The following is a 15,012-nucleotide window of genomic DNA, read 5'->3' on the forward strand; positions in this document are numbered from 1 at the left end:
CGTGCAGAACCGTGAAAAACGTTTGGACCGTGGAGAGTTGAATCGTTGCCGACCGGCTCAGGAGAACAGCGCGGACACGTCGATACCGAGGCCCGGACCCTCGGGGACGCGCATCCGGCCCTCGCGCACGGGAGCCGGGTCGGCCGCGAGGTCGGCGTCGAGGAGCGAGGCGGTCGCCAGCCCGTGGGCTCGTTCGCCGGGAAGCGACGCCGCGACGTGGAGCGCGCCGAGTCGGGCGACGACGGCGTCGATGGTGGTCGTGACGACGACGTCGACGCCGGCGTCGCGGGCGCGAGCCGCGAGGTCGCGGACGCGGTCCGGGCCGCCGAGCGCCATCGGCTTGCAGACGAGCACGTCCGCCGCGTTCGAGGCGAGCGCCCGCTGCGGCGGGACCGCCGCCAGCGACTCGTCGAGCGCGATGGGCGTGTCGTGGAGCCGCCGGAGGACGGCGTGGCCGTCGAGTTCGTCGGCGGGAAGCGGCTGTTCGAGGTAGTCGAGGTCGAGGCCCAGTTCCTCGACCGAGTCGAGAAAGCGGTCCGCGGTCCAGCGGTCCCACGCGGCGTTCGCGTCGGCCCGGAGCGACACGTCGGGACCGACCGCCTCGCGGACGGCCCGCAGGCGCGCCACATCGTCGGTCAGGTCGCGCGCGCCGACCTTCAGTTTGAGGCAGCCGTACCCCGATTCGACGGCGGCCTCGGCGGCCTCGACGGTCGCCTCGGGACCGTCGTCGCCGAGAGTCGCGTTCACCGGAAGCGAGGTGTGCGAGTCGGTGGCTAGGGACGCGGCGAGCGGTCGGTCGGCGGCGCGAGCGCGGGCGTCGGCGACGGCGAGCGAGACGGCGTGTCTCGCGGCGGGCGCGTCCGCGAGCGACCCGTCTTCGAGTGCGGATACGGGGTCGGCGTCGGCCGCGGCGTCGCCTTCGGCGAGGTCGGCGAGCGCGTCGCGGCAGTCGCCGAGCGACTCGGTCCAGCCCGGAAGCGGCGTCGCCTCGCCGACGCCCGTCTCGCCCGCGGCATCGACCGCGACGAGGAATCCCTCGCGGCGCTCGATGTCGCCCTTGGCGGTCGAAAGCGGCGTTTCGAGGTCGACGGCGAACTCGCGGAGGCGCATCGTCACGCGAGGACGAGGCCGACCGAGAAGAGGACGGCGTAGAGCGCGAGGAGTTTGCCCGTGTCTTCGAGCGCGGGGTTGAGCTTCTCGCCTTTCGTCTCGGTGACGACGGTCCGCGCGATGCGGGCCGCGACGGGCATCGAGAACATGGGCAGGAGGACGAACCAGTCGAAGCCCGCGCGGGTCCACAGGTAGGCGGGGACGACGTAGGCGAGCGCGAGCATGGCGACGTACTCGGCGCGGGCGAAACCGTAGCCGAACCGGACCGCGAGGGTCCGCTTGCCCGTGGTCGCGTCTTCCTCCTTGTCGCGGACGTTGTTCACGACGAGGATGTTCGTGGAGATGGCCGCGATTGGGAGGCTGGCGACGACGGCGACGAGCGTGACGGTTCCCTCCGGGATTCCGACCGTGAGCGGGGCGGCGAGGACGCTCGCGGCCTGCACGTAGAACGTTCCGACGACGGCGACGAGGCCGAAGAAGACGAAGACGAACAGGTCGCCGAGGCCGTGGTAGCCGAGGGGGTACGGGCCGCCGGTGTAGGCGATGCCCGAGGCGACAGAGAGCAGGCCGATGACGAGGATGGGCACGCCGCCGACGTAGACGAGGTAGGTGCCGAGGAGGATGGCGGCGGCGAAGGTGAGGTACATCGCCCGCTTGACCTCGGCCGGCGGGATGAGCCCGCCGGCGGTGACGCGGGTGAAGCCCTCGCGGGCCTCGGTGTCCGCGCCCTGCACCGCGTCGTAGTAGTCGTTGGCGAAGTTGGTCCCGACTTGGATGAGAAGCGCGCCCACGAGCGCCGCGAGCGCGGGGAGCGGGGCGAACAGGTCGGCGTGGACGGCGACCGCGGTGCCGACGACGACCGGCGCGGCGGCCGCCGGGAGCGTCTGCGGCCGCGACGCCATCACCCACGCCCGCCTGCGAGAGATGTCCTGCGTGCTCATTGTCTGCATACGAGGGCCGAAGCAGTGAGTAAGTTCCTATCCGAAAGCGCGCGACGCCGGGGCGGTGGGTGGGAGACGACGGCCCCCCGGCGTGCGCGTCGGTCCTGACGAGCCGGTCGCGCCCCCGGTGTCGGCGACGACGTGGTCATCGCCGTCGCCGACCAGGGTCGTCGATGACTCGCTATTCGGAGTCGGAAGCGGAATCAGCGGCGGGACCGGAATCGGCGTCGACGCCGAGGTGGTCGGCGAGTCGCTCGCGACCGCGCTCGGCCCGGGATTCGACCGTCCCCTCGGAGACGTACATCTCGCGTTGGCGCTCCACGTCGGCCTCGCGGAGTTCGCGGAGTCGCTCGTCGGCGAGGTCGCAGTCGTCGGGGACTCGGCTGTCGAACCGCTCGCGCCAGTCGTCGCGGGCGGTCTCCTCGTCGGCGAGTTCCGCCTCGGGACGTATCCAGTCCCAGTGGGCCGCGAGGTCCTCGGGATACCCCTGTTCGAGGCGGTGGTCGGTGATGACCGACCGGCCGACGCGCGCGCCCTGTCCGGCCGACATGATGGCCTGCACGTTGACCTCGCTCACCGGCGCGGCGACGTACAGCCCGTCGATGGCTGTCCGGCCCTCGACGTCGGCGTAGTCGCGGTCGAACTTCGTCCGCGTCTCGCCGTCGTACTCGTAGGTGATGAACATCTCGTCGTCGCCGAGCGGTTCGAGGAAGTCGCCGCCGTAGCGGGCGGCCGCGACGACCCGCCTCGCCGTGACGGTCTCGCCGTCCTGCGTCGTGACCTCGAAGCCCGGCCCGGCGGCGTCCGCAGTCTCGGTCTCGTCGCCGGCGGCGGGTTCGACCGCCTCGACGAGCTCCGGAACGAGGTCGCAGCCGGCCGCCTCGACGTGGTCGTGGATGAGTCCGTAGAACGTCTCGACGTCGACGCCGCCGGGGAAGCCGAGGTAGTTCTCCAGATAGGCACAGCGCTGGAGCGACGACCGGCCGCGGTCGAAGACGACGGTGTCGAGGCCGTACCGGCCGGTGAAGACGCCCGCCGAGCAGCCCGTCGGCCCGCCGCCGACGATGGCCACATCGTAGTCGAACGCCGCCGCTTCGGGGTCGGTCGCTGTCGCCGTCGCCGTCCCCTCCGAGCGCTCGGCGTCCGCCATCTCAGAACTCCCCGTTGACGATGTCCGCGACGCGCTGGCGGTCGAACAGTTCGGCGTCGTCCGTCACGTCGCCGAACACGTCGGGGTACATCTGCTTCGCGGCGCGCTCGGTCAGGAACAGGTTGTGAATCGGCCCCTGGAACAGGTAGCCGCCGCGGTAGACCCGACCGTTCTGGACGGCCGCCAGTTCGCCGCCGACGGGGTGGTCCTCCATGTACGCGAGGACGGTGTCGCGGAACTCCTCGGGCGTCTTGCGCTCGTGGCCGCGGACCAGAATCACGTCGGGGTCGATTTCGAGGAGGTTCTCGTAGTCGAGTTCGCCGCGATTGGTCGTGCTGAGATTCTCGATGTCGGTCCCCGAGAGCGCGTCGGTGACGCCGAGGTCGTTCCACTGCTTTTTGCTCGTGCCCTTGTCGTTGAGGCGGTACGGCGAGAACGTCTCGGGCTCGGTCGTCCCCTCGAAGGTGAGAAAGACGTTCGGGCGCTCGTCCGCCGGCGGCAGTTCCGCCTGTATCTCCGCGATGAACTCGTCGTGGAGCGCCTCGAACGCCTCGTAGCGGTCCTCGCGCTGGAACACCTGCGCGACCTTTTCGAACGCCTCGTAGAGCGTGTAGTAGCGGTAGTCGTGCCAGCCGTCCGACCGGCGGAAGACGAGGTTGCCGACGAACGGGGCGACGTTCTCCGCGATTTCGTCCACGTCGGCTTGGTCCCAGTCGAACCAGTTGACGAGCATGTTGGGGTCGTAGAGGTGGACGTCGCTGTCGAGTTCGTAGAACTCCTCTTTCGTCCGGACCTCGGGGTACGCCTCGATTTGCTCGCGGTCGACGCTCACGCCGGGGAGTTCGTCGTAGACGTAGGTGTAGTACCGACCCGCGCCGCCGACGCCGGTCAGCCCGTCGCCGACGCCGAGCGCGACGGCCATGTCCGCGTAGCCGCCGTCGTAGGCGGCCCACGACTCGGGGACCGAGTCGAACGCGACCTCGCCCATCGGCTCCATCGTCACCGAGTACGAGGAGTCCGCCTCGGTCGTCTGGGTCGCGGTCTCCGTTTCAGTCGCTTCCTCGGTCGTCGTCTCGGCCGCCGTGGTCGTCTCGTCGCTCCCCGACGAGTCCGACGTACAGCCGGCGAGCATCCCGGCCCCGAGAGCCGTGCCGCCGTACCGAATGTAGTTGCGTCGCGTGAGTCCCTCCCGCCCGGTGGATTTCTCTTCCATGGGGTTTAGGCTAACCTAAATGTATAAGAGCGTTCCTATTTTTCGGCCGGCCTAAACATTGGCGAGGCGACGTGTCTTGGCCCGACGGGAGGGACCGCATCGCGGTTGCGGGTCCGGCGTCCGGCGAGAGTCGGCGTCAGACCCTCAGTAGTGCCACGGGTAGTCGCGGAAGCGCGGCTCGCGCTTGTCGAGGAAGGCGTCGCGGCCCTCTTGGGCCTCTTCGGTCATGTAGGCGAGCCGGGTCGCCTCGCCGGCGAACACCTGCTGGCCGACCATGCCGTCGTCGGTCATGTTGAAGGCGTACTTGAGCATGCGCATGGCCGTCGGCGACTTCTTCGTCATCTCGTCGGCCCACTCCAGCGCCACGTCCTCTAGCTCCTCGTGGGGAATCGCCTCGTTCGCCATGCCCATGTCGACGGCCTCCTCGGCGGAGTAGGTCTTGCCCATGAAGAACACCTCGCGGGCCTTCTTCTGGCCGACCTGCTTGGCGAGGTACGCGGAGCCGAAGCCGCCGTCGAAGGAGGCCACGTCGGGGTCTGTCTGGAGGAACTTCGCGTGCTCCTCGGACGCGAGCGTCATGTCGCAGACGACGTGCAGGGAGTGGCCGCCGCCGACGGCCCACCCCGGCACGACGGCGACGACGGGTTTGGGCATGAAGCGGATGAGCCGCTGGACTTCGAGGATGTGCAGGCGACCGGCCTTCGCCTCGCGGACGAGCGGGTCGTCGGAGGCGTCGGCCTCGTCGTCGTCGCGGTACTCGTAGCCCGAGCCGCCGCGGACCGACTGGTCGCCGCCGGAACAGAACGCCCAGCCGCCGTCCTTCTCGGAGGGACCGTTACCGGTCAGGAGGACGCACCCGACGTTCGCGCGCTTTCTGGCGTCGTCGAGCGCGGCGTAGAGTTCGTCCACGGTTCCGGGCCGGAAGGCGTTTCGGACCTCGGGGCGGTCGAACGCGATGCGGACCGCCGGCACGTCGACGGCGCGGTGGTAGGTGATGTCGTCGAACTCGTCGGACCCCGGGACGGGCTCCCAGCGGTCGGGGTCGAAAATCTCCGAGACCATACCGAGTGGCGGCGCGGGCGGCGCAAAAAGATTCGCTTGCGGCGATGGTCGGGGCCGAGTGGCGGCGCGTTCCCCGCTCGGCCCGGAACTATTTGTCAGCCGACGAACTACTCTCGCGTATGTCGGCCGCGACCAGCCTCCTCGTCAGATTCGTTCACATCGTCGGGATGGCGCTCGTCTTCGGTGGCGCAGTGTTCGCGTGGGCGACGCTCAGAGCGCCCGGTTCCGGGAGCAAGAGAGCAGATAGCTCGGCCGGGGCCGTCGGCGACCCGTCGCCTCTCGCGACCACCTACGAGTGGGTCTTCTGGGCGGCGATGGGCGCGATGGTCGTCACCGGCGTCGGCAACCTCGGCGCGCTCGGTCCGCCCGGCCCGTCCGGCCGCTGGGGAACGATACTGACGGTGAAGCTCCTCGCGGTGACCGCGTTCGTTCTCGGGTCGTTCGTCCGGACGCTCGTCGCGCTCAGGGTCCGACGAGACCATCCGGCGGGTGCCGGGCGCTCGCTCCTCGCGAAGAGCTACGGCGCGACCGCCGCCGCGCTCCTCGTCCTCGTCGCGCTCGCGGAGGTGTTGGCCCATGGCTGAGGCCGCCGCCGGCCGCTTCGAGGCGTGGGTCGTCTCGTCGTTCAACCTCGTCGCCCTGAGCCTCGTCGGACTCGTCGCGGCGCACGCGAGCGGCGCGCTCGAAGGCGAACTCGCCAACTTCGGGACGCTCCCCGGCGTCGCCGTCTTCGCCTACCTGTGGCTCCTCACCGCGGCCGCGACCCGGTGGGCGCTGGCTGACGGCGGGCTGGCCGACCTGCGGAACGGTCTCCGCGGACTCTGGCGACTCGTCCTCCGCGGGTTCGCGGCGGGCGCGCTCATCGGGGCGGCGTTCCTCCTCGGAGTGGTCCTCGTCGGCGCGGTTCTGAACGGAGCCCCGCTCCTCTCGCTGGCGTTCATCGCGCTCATCGGCGTCGCGGCCGCGAGCGTCGTCGGCGGAGTCATCGGCGGCCTGTCGGTCGTCCTCGACGCCGGCTGTTACTGGGCGGCCGGGCGGCTCGTCGGGCCGTGGGCGAAGTCAGCTGTCTCGGCCGACGCTTCCGACGCGGAGTGAGTGGGTCAGTCAGTCTCGAAGCGGGCCGCGCGGACTCGTCAGCCACGACGCCAGTCCGACGAGTACCGCGGCCGCGATGCCGACGAGAAAGGCGGTCGTTCCGGCCACGGAGCCGTAGGCGACGAGCCCCGTCCCGACGAACGCGGTCGCGAGCGACCGGCGGCGGCCCATCGACTCGGGGTAGCCGCCGGCTTTGAACCGCGCGAGCCCCCAAGCGACCACGGCGACGAGCGGCGCGAGGCCGAGGCCCGTCAGGGGCCGCTGGACGACGAACCAGAGGACGGGAAAGGCGACCACGACCGCGACGAGCGCGAGCGTCCAGTAGCGGCCGAGCGCCGGGGGATAGCCGCGCTCGGCGAGGTCCGAGAGAAGCACCACGCCGAAGACGACGGTCCCGCCGGCGAAGACCCCGGCGAGGGGTTCGTACGCGACGACGGTCGCGTAGGCGAACGCGAGAACGCCGAGGAACCCGGCGACGGCGTAGACGCTGCCGCGGTACTGGCGGAAGAGTTCGGAGGGCATGTCGCCACGATTCGGAGCGCGGGAGAAAAGTCAGTCGGTCGACTGGTTCGGTCAGTCGGTCAGTCGGACAGTCGCTCTCTGGCGCGCTCGGCGATGCGCTCGCGCACGCGGTGCGAGGACTCGGCGTCGGTCCGGACCTCGATGACGTCGGTGCCGTCGGTGGCGACCGACTCGGCGTAGGCGTCGCGGAAGTCGTCCGGGTCGACCGACGCGAACGAGAGGTCGTAGAGGTCCTCCGTGGCCGCGAAGTCGAGACCGTGGGGCGTCTTGAACTGGTCCGTGAAGGGCGGCTCGTACCCCTCGATGGGGAGCATGTGGAAGATGCCGCCGCCGTCGTTGTTGACGAGGACGATGGTCGCGTCCACCCCGAGGCGGCCGAGCGCGAGCAGGCCGTTCATGTCGTGGTAGTACGCGAGGTCGCCGGTCAGGAGCGTCAGGTGGTCGGTCGCCGCGGAGCCGGCTCCGAGCGCCGAGGAGACGATACCGTCGATGCCGGACGCGCCGCGGTTCCCGAGGACCGTGCGGGACTTCGTCGAGGGTCGCGCGAAGCGGTCGAGGTCGCGGACGGGCATGGAGTTCGAGACGAACAGCGTCGCGGGCTCGGGCGCGAGGTCGGCCACGTCGGCCGCGAGCCGGCCCTCGAAGGCGTCGCTCTCGTCGTCGACGAGGCTCCAGTAGGCGTCTTCCGCGTCGGTCCACAGCGCGTTCCACGACTCGTCCGGGCGGTTGCGGATGAGTTGCGAGAGCCGCCACGCGAGCACCGAGGGCTCGGCCTCAACGAGGTCGGTCGCCCCGAACTCGGCCTCGCGCCAGCGGCCCGTCGGGTCGACGAGGTACTGCCGGGCGTCGGTGCGCGCGAGGTACTTCCGGAGCGCCTTCGAGGTCGGCGACGCGCCGATGCGGACGACGACTTCGGGGTCGAGCCAGTCGGCGGTGACGCGCTCGTCGAGGTAGGCGTCGTAGCCGCCGAGGACGGTCGTCGTCCGGGTGTGGCCGCCGAAGCGGAGTCCCGAAAGCGGGTCGGCGACGACGGGGAAGCCGGTCGCGTGGGCGAACGCGGCGACGGCCTCGGCGTTGAATCCGGGCGGGTCGGCGGGACCGGCGACGATGAGTCCGCGGTCGACCGCGAGGTCGTCGGCGAGCTTTCGGAGGTGGTCCTCGGAGAGTTCCGGCGCGCCCGCGGTCGTCTTGACGTAGGGTCGGCTCCCGCTCCGGCCGTCGAGCGCCTCGGGGTCGAGGTCGGCGGGCACGTCGCCCTCGACGTACGTCGGTTCGAGCGGCTTTCTGAAGGGGAAGTTGAGGTGGACGGGACCGGCGTCGACGCCGGTTGCCTCGGAGACCGCGCGGCCGGCGGTGGTTCGGAGGCTCCGGAGTTTCCTGTCGGTGGCCTCCGGTTCGGGCATGTCCTTGTACCAGCGGACGGCGTCGCCGTAGAGCTTCTCCTGGTCGATAGTCTGATTGGCCCCGCTGTCGCGGAGTTCCGGCGGTCGGTCGGCCGTGAGGACGAGCATCGGCACGCGGGCCTGCGACGCCTCGATGACGGCGGGGTGGAAGTTGGCCGCGGCGGTGCCCGAGGTGCAGAGAACGGGCGTCACCTCGCCCGTGCGCCGGGCGCGGCCGAGCGCGAAGTAGGCCGCCGAGCGCTCGTCGAGGTGCGAGAACGTCTCGATGTCGTCGTGGCGGTCGAACGCCTCCGTGAGGGGCGTCGAGCGACTGCCGGGTGCGATGCACACCGCGTCGATGCCGGTGCGTGCCAGTTCGTCGGCGAAGGTCCGTGCCCAGAGGGCGTTTCGGTTCGGTGCTGTCATCTCGTCTGGGTCGTCAAATCGGGGTGAATCGAGTCGGAGTCGGTCGTCGGCGACGGTCGCCAGCCTCGAACTCAGTCGTCGCGTTCGAGTTCGTCGAGGATGGGTCGGTACTTCAGTTGCACCTCGTCCCACTCCGCGTCGGGGTCGGAGTCGGCGACGAGGCCGACGCCCGCAAAGAGCGTCGCCAGCGTCTCCTCGACGATGGCCGAGCGGAGGGCGACCGCGAAACTGCCGTCGCCGTCGGCGTCGAACCAGCCGACCGGCGCGGCGTACCAGCCGCGGTCGAACGGTTCGGTGTCTCGAATCACGTCGAGGGCGGCCTCCGGCGGGAGGCCGCCGACCGCGGGCGTCGGGTGGAGCGCGTCCACGAGAGAAAGGACGTGTTCGTCGCGTTCGAGCGTCGCGTCGATGGGCGTCCAGAGGTGCTGGACGGTCGCCAGCTTCCGAATCCCGCGGTCGCCGACGCGAATCTCGGCCGACAGGGGGGCGAGCTGTTCCCGAATCGTCTCCGCGACGAGTTCGTGTTCGTGGTTGTCCTTCTCGCTTCCGAGCAGTTCGTTCGCCAGCCACTCGTCTTCGTCGTCGGTGTCGCCGCGGCCGGTCGTCCCGGCGAGCGCGCCGGTCTCGACCTCGCGGCCGCGGAGCGAGACGAGTCGCTCGGGCGTCGCGCCGAGGAAGCTCGCCCCGCCGTTCGGTTCGACGAGGAAGCGGTGGCAGTCGGGGTACGTCCGACCGAGGCGGGCGAGCAGGTCGGGCGCGGCGGCGGGGCGGTCGAGTTCGACTTCGAGCGCCTGCGCGAGGACGACCTTCTGAAGGTCGCCGGCGCGGATGCGAGAGACCGCGGCGTCGACGCTCTCGTGCCACGCCTCGACCGAGGTCGTCCGGTGGCGGTTCGAGACGCCCGGCGGTCCCTCGGGGGGAGTGTCGTCGAGCGATTCGAGCGTCTCGCGGACCTCGTCGAGTCGGTCGCCGACGGCCTCGGGGTCGGCGTCCGCGCCGACGGCGGTGACCGTGAGCCACGCGTCGTCGCCGTCGAAGGCGACCTGCACCTCGGGGACGACGAAGCGCGCGGCCGGGAAGTCGGCCCACGGGTCGCGGCCGGTCGCCTCCTCGTGGAAGGCGAGGCCGCCGAAGAATCGCGGGCGTGCGACGTCGGGGGCGTCAACGTCAGCGCCGTCGAACAGCGCCGTGGCCGACTCGCGAATGCGCGCGAGTCGCTCAGGGCCGTCGGCCTCGACGGCCACGGCGACGCCGCCGCCGACGACTGTCGGCTCGTCGGGGGCGGTCCACAGCGCCCGCGGGCGGCGCATCGTCGCGAGCGACGCCGAGACGGGCGGCGCAGACAGTCGAACCGACCTGCTGACGAGATGGTCCCCCACCTCGTCTGTCCGCAACGGTTCCATCGACCGTGGGTCAGGACCGGGGACGCTTGAAACTCTCCCTTCTGTCCCGCGCGCCGCTCCGGGGAGACAGCGGGACGCGCACATCCGTCCACCGAACGACAACGCTGGTGGCTCGGACGCGAAGCGACCGCCGAAAACGCTGGAAAATCAGCTCAGCTGTACCGCTCTTCGTTCCACGGATTCGCCCACCTTTTTCCGTGGTTCGCTGCGCTCACCACGCAAAAAGCTGTCTTCGCGAGCGATAGCGAGCGAAGACTCGTGAGACTGCATGCAGTCTCACGGTGGACCAAAAACTCAGCCTAGCTGTACCGCTCTTCGTTCCACGGGTTCGCCGTGTTCGAGTAGCCGCGTTTCTCCCAGTAGCCGCGTTCGGGTTCGGTGAGGAACTCGACGCCCGAGACCCACTTCGCGCCCTTGTAGGCGTACTTGTGCGGGGTGACGACCCGGAGGGGGCCGCCGTGGTCGGCGGGCAGGTCCTCGCCGTCGTAGCCCCAGACGAACATGACCTCGTCGCGCATGCACTGGTCGAGAGGCAGGTTCGTGGTGTAGCCGTCCATGGCGTGGAACATCACGTGGACCGCGTCGTCGTCGACGCCGACCGCGTCAGCGAGCGTCGGGAACGTGACGCCCTCGAACTCGCAGTCGAACTTGCTCCAGCCGGTGACGCAGTGGAAGTCCTGTACCTGCGTCTCGGAGGGGAGGTCGCGGAACTCGTCGAACGAGCGGTCCAGTTCGGTCTCGACCGCGCCCCACGCCTCGAACGACCACGTCTCCGGGTCCCACGAGGGCGTGCCGCTCTTGGAGAGCACGGGAAACCGCTGGGTCTCGCGTTGGCCCGGCGGGAGTCGGTCGTCGCCGAACTCCTCGTAGAGGTGGGTCACGTCGTTGGCCATGGTCGAATCTTCGGCCCGACGCACCTATCACTAACGACTCCGGACACCCGTCGGCGACCGGGGCGGCAGCCGCACTAACCGAACGTAAGCGGAGATTCGCGTTCGCCGGAACGACCTTCGGAAAACCCGAGTATTCCCCCGGTAGAGTTATATACGGCCCTTCCAAAGCGACGGACGTTCAGATGCCCAAAGTAGAGATTACCGTGCCGGAACACCTGGAGATGCAGATCGTCCAACTCGTCGAACAGGGCGAGTTCGTCAACCGCGACGAGGCCATCGAGGACCTGCTGTCGACCGGTATCCGCGCGTACAAGACCAGCGGTCCGATGTCCGACGAGGACCGCGCGTACGAAGACGACGGAATGATGGGCCACGAAGACGAGTACGTCTTCTGAGCCGAGTGACAGTATCCCCCAATAACGCTTAAACCGCCCTCGCGCCTAACCAACGCTCATGCACAAGGACGAACTGCTGGAGCTGCACGAACAGATGGTTATCATCAAGGACCACTTCTCGGCCCGCGACCACGTCGATTCGAGCCTGTTCGACCCCTACGACGAGCTCGCCGTCGAGCCCTCCCACGTCCACAAATCGAAAAGCGAGCACAAACACGCCGTGTTCGTGCTGGGGAACGCCCTCGCGACCGCGATGAGCGACGACGAGTTCTCCAGCGCGGGCCGCGTCGGCAAGCGCATGGAGGAACTGGCCGACGACGCCGAAGGGAAAATCTGAGCGGCCGTCCGCCGCAGCGCGCCCCGCGACCGACCGCCCGACGCTGAGCCGCCTCCCGCCGTCGGATTCGTGTCGCTCGCTAGCACTTCTCAAGCAGTTCTCCGCGGGTTTCTTTATCACCCATTCGTACGACACAGGTAGCTAATGCTAGAGATACCGGGCTGGATACCGTTCCAGCGACTCGCCGCGCTCCTCGCGCTCCTCGCGGCCGCCGTCGCGCTCGCCGTCGTCGACAGACCGACTCGGCTCTCGGCGGCCCTCCGGCGGCGCTTCCTGTTCGGCCTCCCGCTCGGAACGCTCGTCAGCGTCGGCGGCGTCCTCCTCGTCTATCTCGTCGTGCAGGACGGTTGGTCGTCGTGGTACCGGCCCGTCGTCATCCCGTTCCGGGCGTGGTCGTACTTCTACCCGACCGGGATGCTGACCGCCGCGTTCGCTCACTCCAGCGCCGGCCACCTCGTCGGCAACCTCGTCGGTACGCTCACGCTCGCGCCGGTCGCGGAGTACGCGTGGGGACACTACCCGACGCGCCCCGGGTCCACCTCGTTCGGGTCGGCCCGCGAGAACCCCTACGTCCGGTCGCTCGTCGTCTTCCCCGCGGCCGTCGTCGGCGTGGGGCTTCTGACCTCCGTCTTCGCGCTCGGCCCGGTCGTCGGCTTCTCCGGCGTCGTGTTCGCGTTCGCCGGCTTCGCGCTCGTCTTCCGGCCGCTGGCGACCATCTTGGCGTTCGTCTCCGGGCGCGTCGTCAGCCTGTTTTACAACGCGATGCTGTCGCCCGAAGTCGTCTCGTCGGCCCGCCCCATCTTCTCGACGCCGTGGTGGTCCCAAATCGCCATTCAGGGCCACGCCATCGGCTTCCTGTTCGGCGTCCTCCTCGGCGTGTGGCTCAGCCACCGCCGCGAGGGGTCGAACCCGCCCGCCCTCCGGAGCTTCGCCGGCGTCCTCCTGTTTTCCGTGAGCGAGTCGCTGTGGGCGGTGTACTGGTACCGCGGCGGCGAGACCTACGTGCTGTTTCGCGCCGTCGGCTTCGCGCTCGTCGTCGCGCTCGCGACCATCGTCGCGCTGACCGTCGCGGCCTCCGACAAGCCGCTCCGCGAGTACGCGCCCGACAACTCGGTGTTTTCGGCCCGCCGCTGGCAGGCCGGCCTCGCCGTTCTCCTCGTCGTCGTCGCGGCCCTGTCGGGGCCGGCGATGCTGTACAACACGTTCACCGCGAGCGGCGACGACCTGCCGGGCGAGAGCGTCTCGGTCAGGGACTACGACGTGACCTACGCCGAGGACGTGCCGAACGGGCTGACCGCCGTCTTCGACATCGAACTGTTCGGCGAGTCGACGACGACCAACACCTCCGGGGTCATCGTCAGAAGCGAGCGGCGCGGTATCTGGACGACGGCCGTCTCCACGAGTCGGCTGGCGTTCGACGGCGAGTCGGCGGTCAGGCTCGGCGGCCTCGGCTGGCGCGACCAGGTGACGGCGGTCCGCGACGGCTACGTCGTCTCGGGCGCGGGAACCGCCTACCGGGTGTTCCTCGTCGCCGACGGCGAGGCGCGACTGGCCTACGAGACCGGGCCGGTCCGAGCCGAACCGGTCGTCGCCCGGCGGAACATCTCGGTCGTGCCGACGGCGACGGGCTACGACATTCAGGTGTCGTCGGACAGCGGGACCGTCAGAGGACCGATGCCGACCGAGAACGCGAGCACGACGCTCGACGGCATCCGGTTCGTCCGCGAGAAGTCGTTCGTCTTCGCCGAGTCGCGGGGGACGAAAGTCCGAGTCGCGCGAAAAGAGACGTACAATTAGTCTGGGTCCGCGGTCGACGCGCGCGCTGACGACGGGGCGGTCACGGTCGCCTCACCACTCGATTCTGAACACTTCGGCGTCGAGCTGTCGGCGGTCCTCGTCGTGGAAGTCGAACTGGCGGTCGAGGTCGAACGTCGCCCGGAACGCGTCGGTGAGGTCGCCGCCCGCGTCGGCGACGAACGACTCGACGAACTCCTTGCTCCCCTCGTTGTGGACCGAGTAGGACACGTCGGCGACCGACGCGACCGATTCGAGGAACGCGCGGTCGGCGTGTTCGTTGCCCCGCTGCGCGCCGAACGGCGGGTTCATGAGTACCGTGACCTGCCGGTCGTCGGGGAGACAGAGCGGCAGGCGAGTCGCGTCGGCGCGAATCCAGTCGATGGGGGCGCTCGCGCCGACCCGGCGGGCGTTGTCCGTCGCGGTTTCGAGCGCCGCGTCGTCGAGTTCGACGCCGACGACGCGGGCGGGCGAGCGGAGCGCCGCGCCGAGTCCGAGCATGCCGGTTCCGGAGCCCAAATCGAGGACCGTCGCGCCCTCGATGTCGCCGCGGAGGTCCGCGAGGTGGACGAGGTGCGCGGCGAGGTCCGGCGGCGTCGGGTACTGTTCGAGCGAGACCTTCGGGTTCTCGAAGCCGGCGACCACCGCCAACTGCGCCTCCAGCGCGGCCTTGGTTGCCATCAGCCGTCGATGGAACCTCGAAGCTCAAAAGCGACACCCTCGCGCCGGGCGCGCTCGCCGAGCGCCGCGAGCGCGGACTCGGCGTCGTCGGGGCGACAGCACTCCGCGACGTCGACGGCGACGCGCCCGACGCCGAGGAACGCGGCGGCGCGGACGTACTCGCGGAGGCGGTCGGACTCCGACTGCACCGCGAGGGGGTCGTCCTCGCAGAAGCGGGCTTCGACGGTGAGTTCGGCGGGGAGGTAGCCCTCCTCGGCGAGTCCGGCCTTCAGGTCGCGGAGGTGCGACGGGGCGGTCGACTCCAGCCCCGCGGCGTCGAGGACGACGGGAGTCAGGTCGGCGGGACGGCCGGCGACGAGTCCGGCTTCGACGGACGAGGATTCGAGCGTGCTCATGTTGCACACACATTTCCTTTGGTTATGTATATATCTTTGTAAATGCCCAGTAGTAATTCCTGCGCGTGGAATCCGCCGATGGCAGGGCGGTTCGCCACGCAGACATGACAGCCTAGAGAGTAATGCCCATTGGTACCGTACTGCTTGTGGGGGCACACGCTCCGCCCCCATTCCCCCTGACCCCGCGGGGTGGTTCCGCCCGGAGCCGGCGAC

Annotated in this window: 16 protein-coding genes; 5 read left to right on the forward strand and 11 right to left on the reverse strand. The window is 69.8% G+C overall.

The genetic code is table 11. The features are described 5' to 3' along the window. Nucleotides 1–57: 57 nt before the first annotated feature. From menC to C5C07_RS07760, 5 genes are all read right to left on the reverse strand, one after another. Nucleotides 58–1,110 carry an o-succinylbenzoate synthase gene (gene menC / locus C5C07_RS07740; protein ID WP_199522724.1) on the reverse strand — a complete coding sequence of 351 codons (1,053 nt, stop codon included), beginning with the start codon at nucleotides 1,108–1,110 and terminating at the stop codon, nucleotides 58–60. 2 nt (nucleotides 1,111–1,112) lie between these two features. Then, nucleotides 1,113–2,051: a 1,4-dihydroxy-2-naphthoate polyprenyltransferase gene (locus C5C07_RS07745; RefSeq protein WP_049905205.1), complete on the reverse strand. Its 939-nt coding sequence runs from the start codon at nucleotides 2,049–2,051 to the stop codon at nucleotides 1,113–1,115. A 181-nt stretch (nucleotides 2,052–2,232) separates the two neighbouring features. Further along, nucleotides 2,233–3,201, reverse strand: a complete 969-nt coding sequence (locus C5C07_RS07750; protein WP_115804829.1) for an NAD(P)/FAD-dependent oxidoreductase — start codon at nucleotides 3,199–3,201, stop codon at nucleotides 2,233–2,235. A gap of 1 nt (nucleotide 3,202) precedes the next feature. Continuing rightward, on the reverse strand, nucleotides 3,203–4,414 hold the full coding sequence (locus C5C07_RS07755; protein WP_050459052.1) for an ABC transporter substrate-binding protein: 1,212 nt from the start codon (nucleotides 4,412–4,414) through the stop codon (nucleotides 3,203–3,205). 144 nt (nucleotides 4,415–4,558) lie between these two features. Continuing rightward, entirely contained in the window at nucleotides 4,559–5,476 is a 918-nt protein-coding gene (locus tag C5C07_RS07760) for a 1,4-dihydroxy-2-naphthoyl-CoA synthase (RefSeq protein ID WP_115804830.1), read from the reverse strand. 119 nt (nucleotides 5,477–5,595) lie between these two features. Between C5C07_RS07760 and C5C07_RS07765 the strand changes: the two genes are divergently transcribed. Both C5C07_RS07765 and C5C07_RS07770 read left to right on the forward strand, forming a co-directional pair. Continuing rightward, nucleotides 5,596–6,060 carry a hypothetical protein gene (locus tag C5C07_RS07765; RefSeq protein WP_004977038.1) on the forward strand — a complete coding sequence of 155 codons (465 nt, stop codon included), beginning with the start codon at nucleotides 5,596–5,598 and terminating at the stop codon, nucleotides 6,058–6,060. Then, nucleotides 6,053–6,571 carry a hypothetical protein gene (locus C5C07_RS07770; RefSeq protein WP_115804831.1) on the forward strand — a complete coding sequence of 173 codons (519 nt, stop codon included), beginning with the start codon at nucleotides 6,053–6,055 and terminating at the stop codon, nucleotides 6,569–6,571. Before C5C07_RS07765 ends, C5C07_RS07770 begins: the two co-directional genes overlap by 8 nt. A 9-nt stretch (nucleotides 6,572–6,580) precedes the next feature. Here C5C07_RS07770 and C5C07_RS07775 read toward each other — a convergent pair whose 3' ends face one another. The 4 genes from C5C07_RS07775 to C5C07_RS07790 all read right to left on the reverse strand — a co-directional run bounded on the left by C5C07_RS07775 (nucleotide 6,581) and on the right by C5C07_RS07790 (nucleotide 11,197). Beyond that, on the reverse strand, nucleotides 6,581–7,093 hold the full coding sequence (locus C5C07_RS07775) for a hypothetical protein (protein ID WP_004977036.1): 513 nt from the start codon (nucleotides 7,091–7,093) through the stop codon (nucleotides 6,581–6,583). Between the two features lie 59 nt (nucleotides 7,094–7,152). Next, nucleotides 7,153–8,901, reverse strand: a complete 1,749-nt coding sequence (menD, locus tag C5C07_RS07780) for a 2-succinyl-5-enolpyruvyl-6-hydroxy-3-cyclohexene-1-carboxylic-acid synthase (protein ID WP_115804832.1) — start codon at nucleotides 8,899–8,901, stop codon at nucleotides 7,153–7,155. Nucleotides 8,902–8,972: 71 nt separating this feature from the next. Then, on the reverse strand, nucleotides 8,973–10,304 hold the full coding sequence (locus C5C07_RS07785) for an isochorismate synthase MenF (protein ID WP_115804833.1): 1,332 nt from the start codon (nucleotides 10,302–10,304) through the stop codon (nucleotides 8,973–8,975). A 299-nt stretch (nucleotides 10,305–10,603) separates the two neighbouring features. Beyond that, entirely contained in the window at nucleotides 10,604–11,197 is a 594-nt protein-coding gene (locus C5C07_RS07790; RefSeq protein ID WP_004977033.1) for a sulfite oxidase-like oxidoreductase, read from the reverse strand. 182 nt (nucleotides 11,198–11,379) lie between these two features. On the opposite strand from C5C07_RS07790, the gene C5C07_RS07795 reads away from it, so the two are divergent. The 3 genes from C5C07_RS07795 to C5C07_RS07805 all read left to right on the forward strand — a co-directional run bounded on the left by C5C07_RS07795 (nucleotide 11,380) and on the right by C5C07_RS07805 (nucleotide 13,726). Continuing rightward, the gene (locus tag C5C07_RS07795; protein WP_004043463.1) at nucleotides 11,380–11,592 is read left to right on the forward strand and encodes a ribbon-helix-helix domain-containing protein; all 213 of its coding nucleotides are present in this window, start codon (nucleotides 11,380–11,382) and stop codon (nucleotides 11,590–11,592) included. Nucleotides 11,593–11,650: 58 nt separating this feature from the next. Then, nucleotides 11,651–11,929: a UPF0058 family protein gene (locus C5C07_RS07800; RefSeq protein ID WP_004977032.1), complete on the forward strand. Its 279-nt coding sequence runs from the start codon at nucleotides 11,651–11,653 to the stop codon at nucleotides 11,927–11,929. Nucleotides 11,930–12,073: 144 nt separating this feature from the next. After that, the gene (locus C5C07_RS07805) at nucleotides 12,074–13,726 is read left to right on the forward strand and encodes a rhomboid family intramembrane serine protease (protein WP_115804834.1); all 1,653 of its coding nucleotides are present in this window, start codon (nucleotides 12,074–12,076) and stop codon (nucleotides 13,724–13,726) included. Nucleotides 13,727–13,777: 51 nt separating this feature from the next. On the opposite strand, the gene C5C07_RS07810 is transcribed toward C5C07_RS07805, so the two are convergent. Further along, a complete protein-coding gene (locus tag C5C07_RS07810) occupies nucleotides 13,778–14,404 on the reverse strand; it encodes an METTL5 family protein (protein ID WP_004977029.1) in 627 nt (208 codons plus the stop codon). Then, on the reverse strand, nucleotides 14,404–14,799 hold the full coding sequence (locus tag C5C07_RS07815) for a hypothetical protein (protein ID WP_004977028.1): 396 nt from the start codon (nucleotides 14,797–14,799) through the stop codon (nucleotides 14,404–14,406). The genes C5C07_RS07810 and C5C07_RS07815 overlap by 1 nt, the downstream gene beginning before the upstream one ends. Between the last annotated feature and the right edge of the window lie 213 nt (nucleotides 14,800–15,012).

It is taken from the genome of Haloferax sp. Atlit-4N (genome assembly GCF_003383025.1).
Lineage (GTDB): Archaea > Halobacteriota > Halobacteria > Halobacteriales > Haloferacaceae > Haloferax > Haloferax gibbonsii.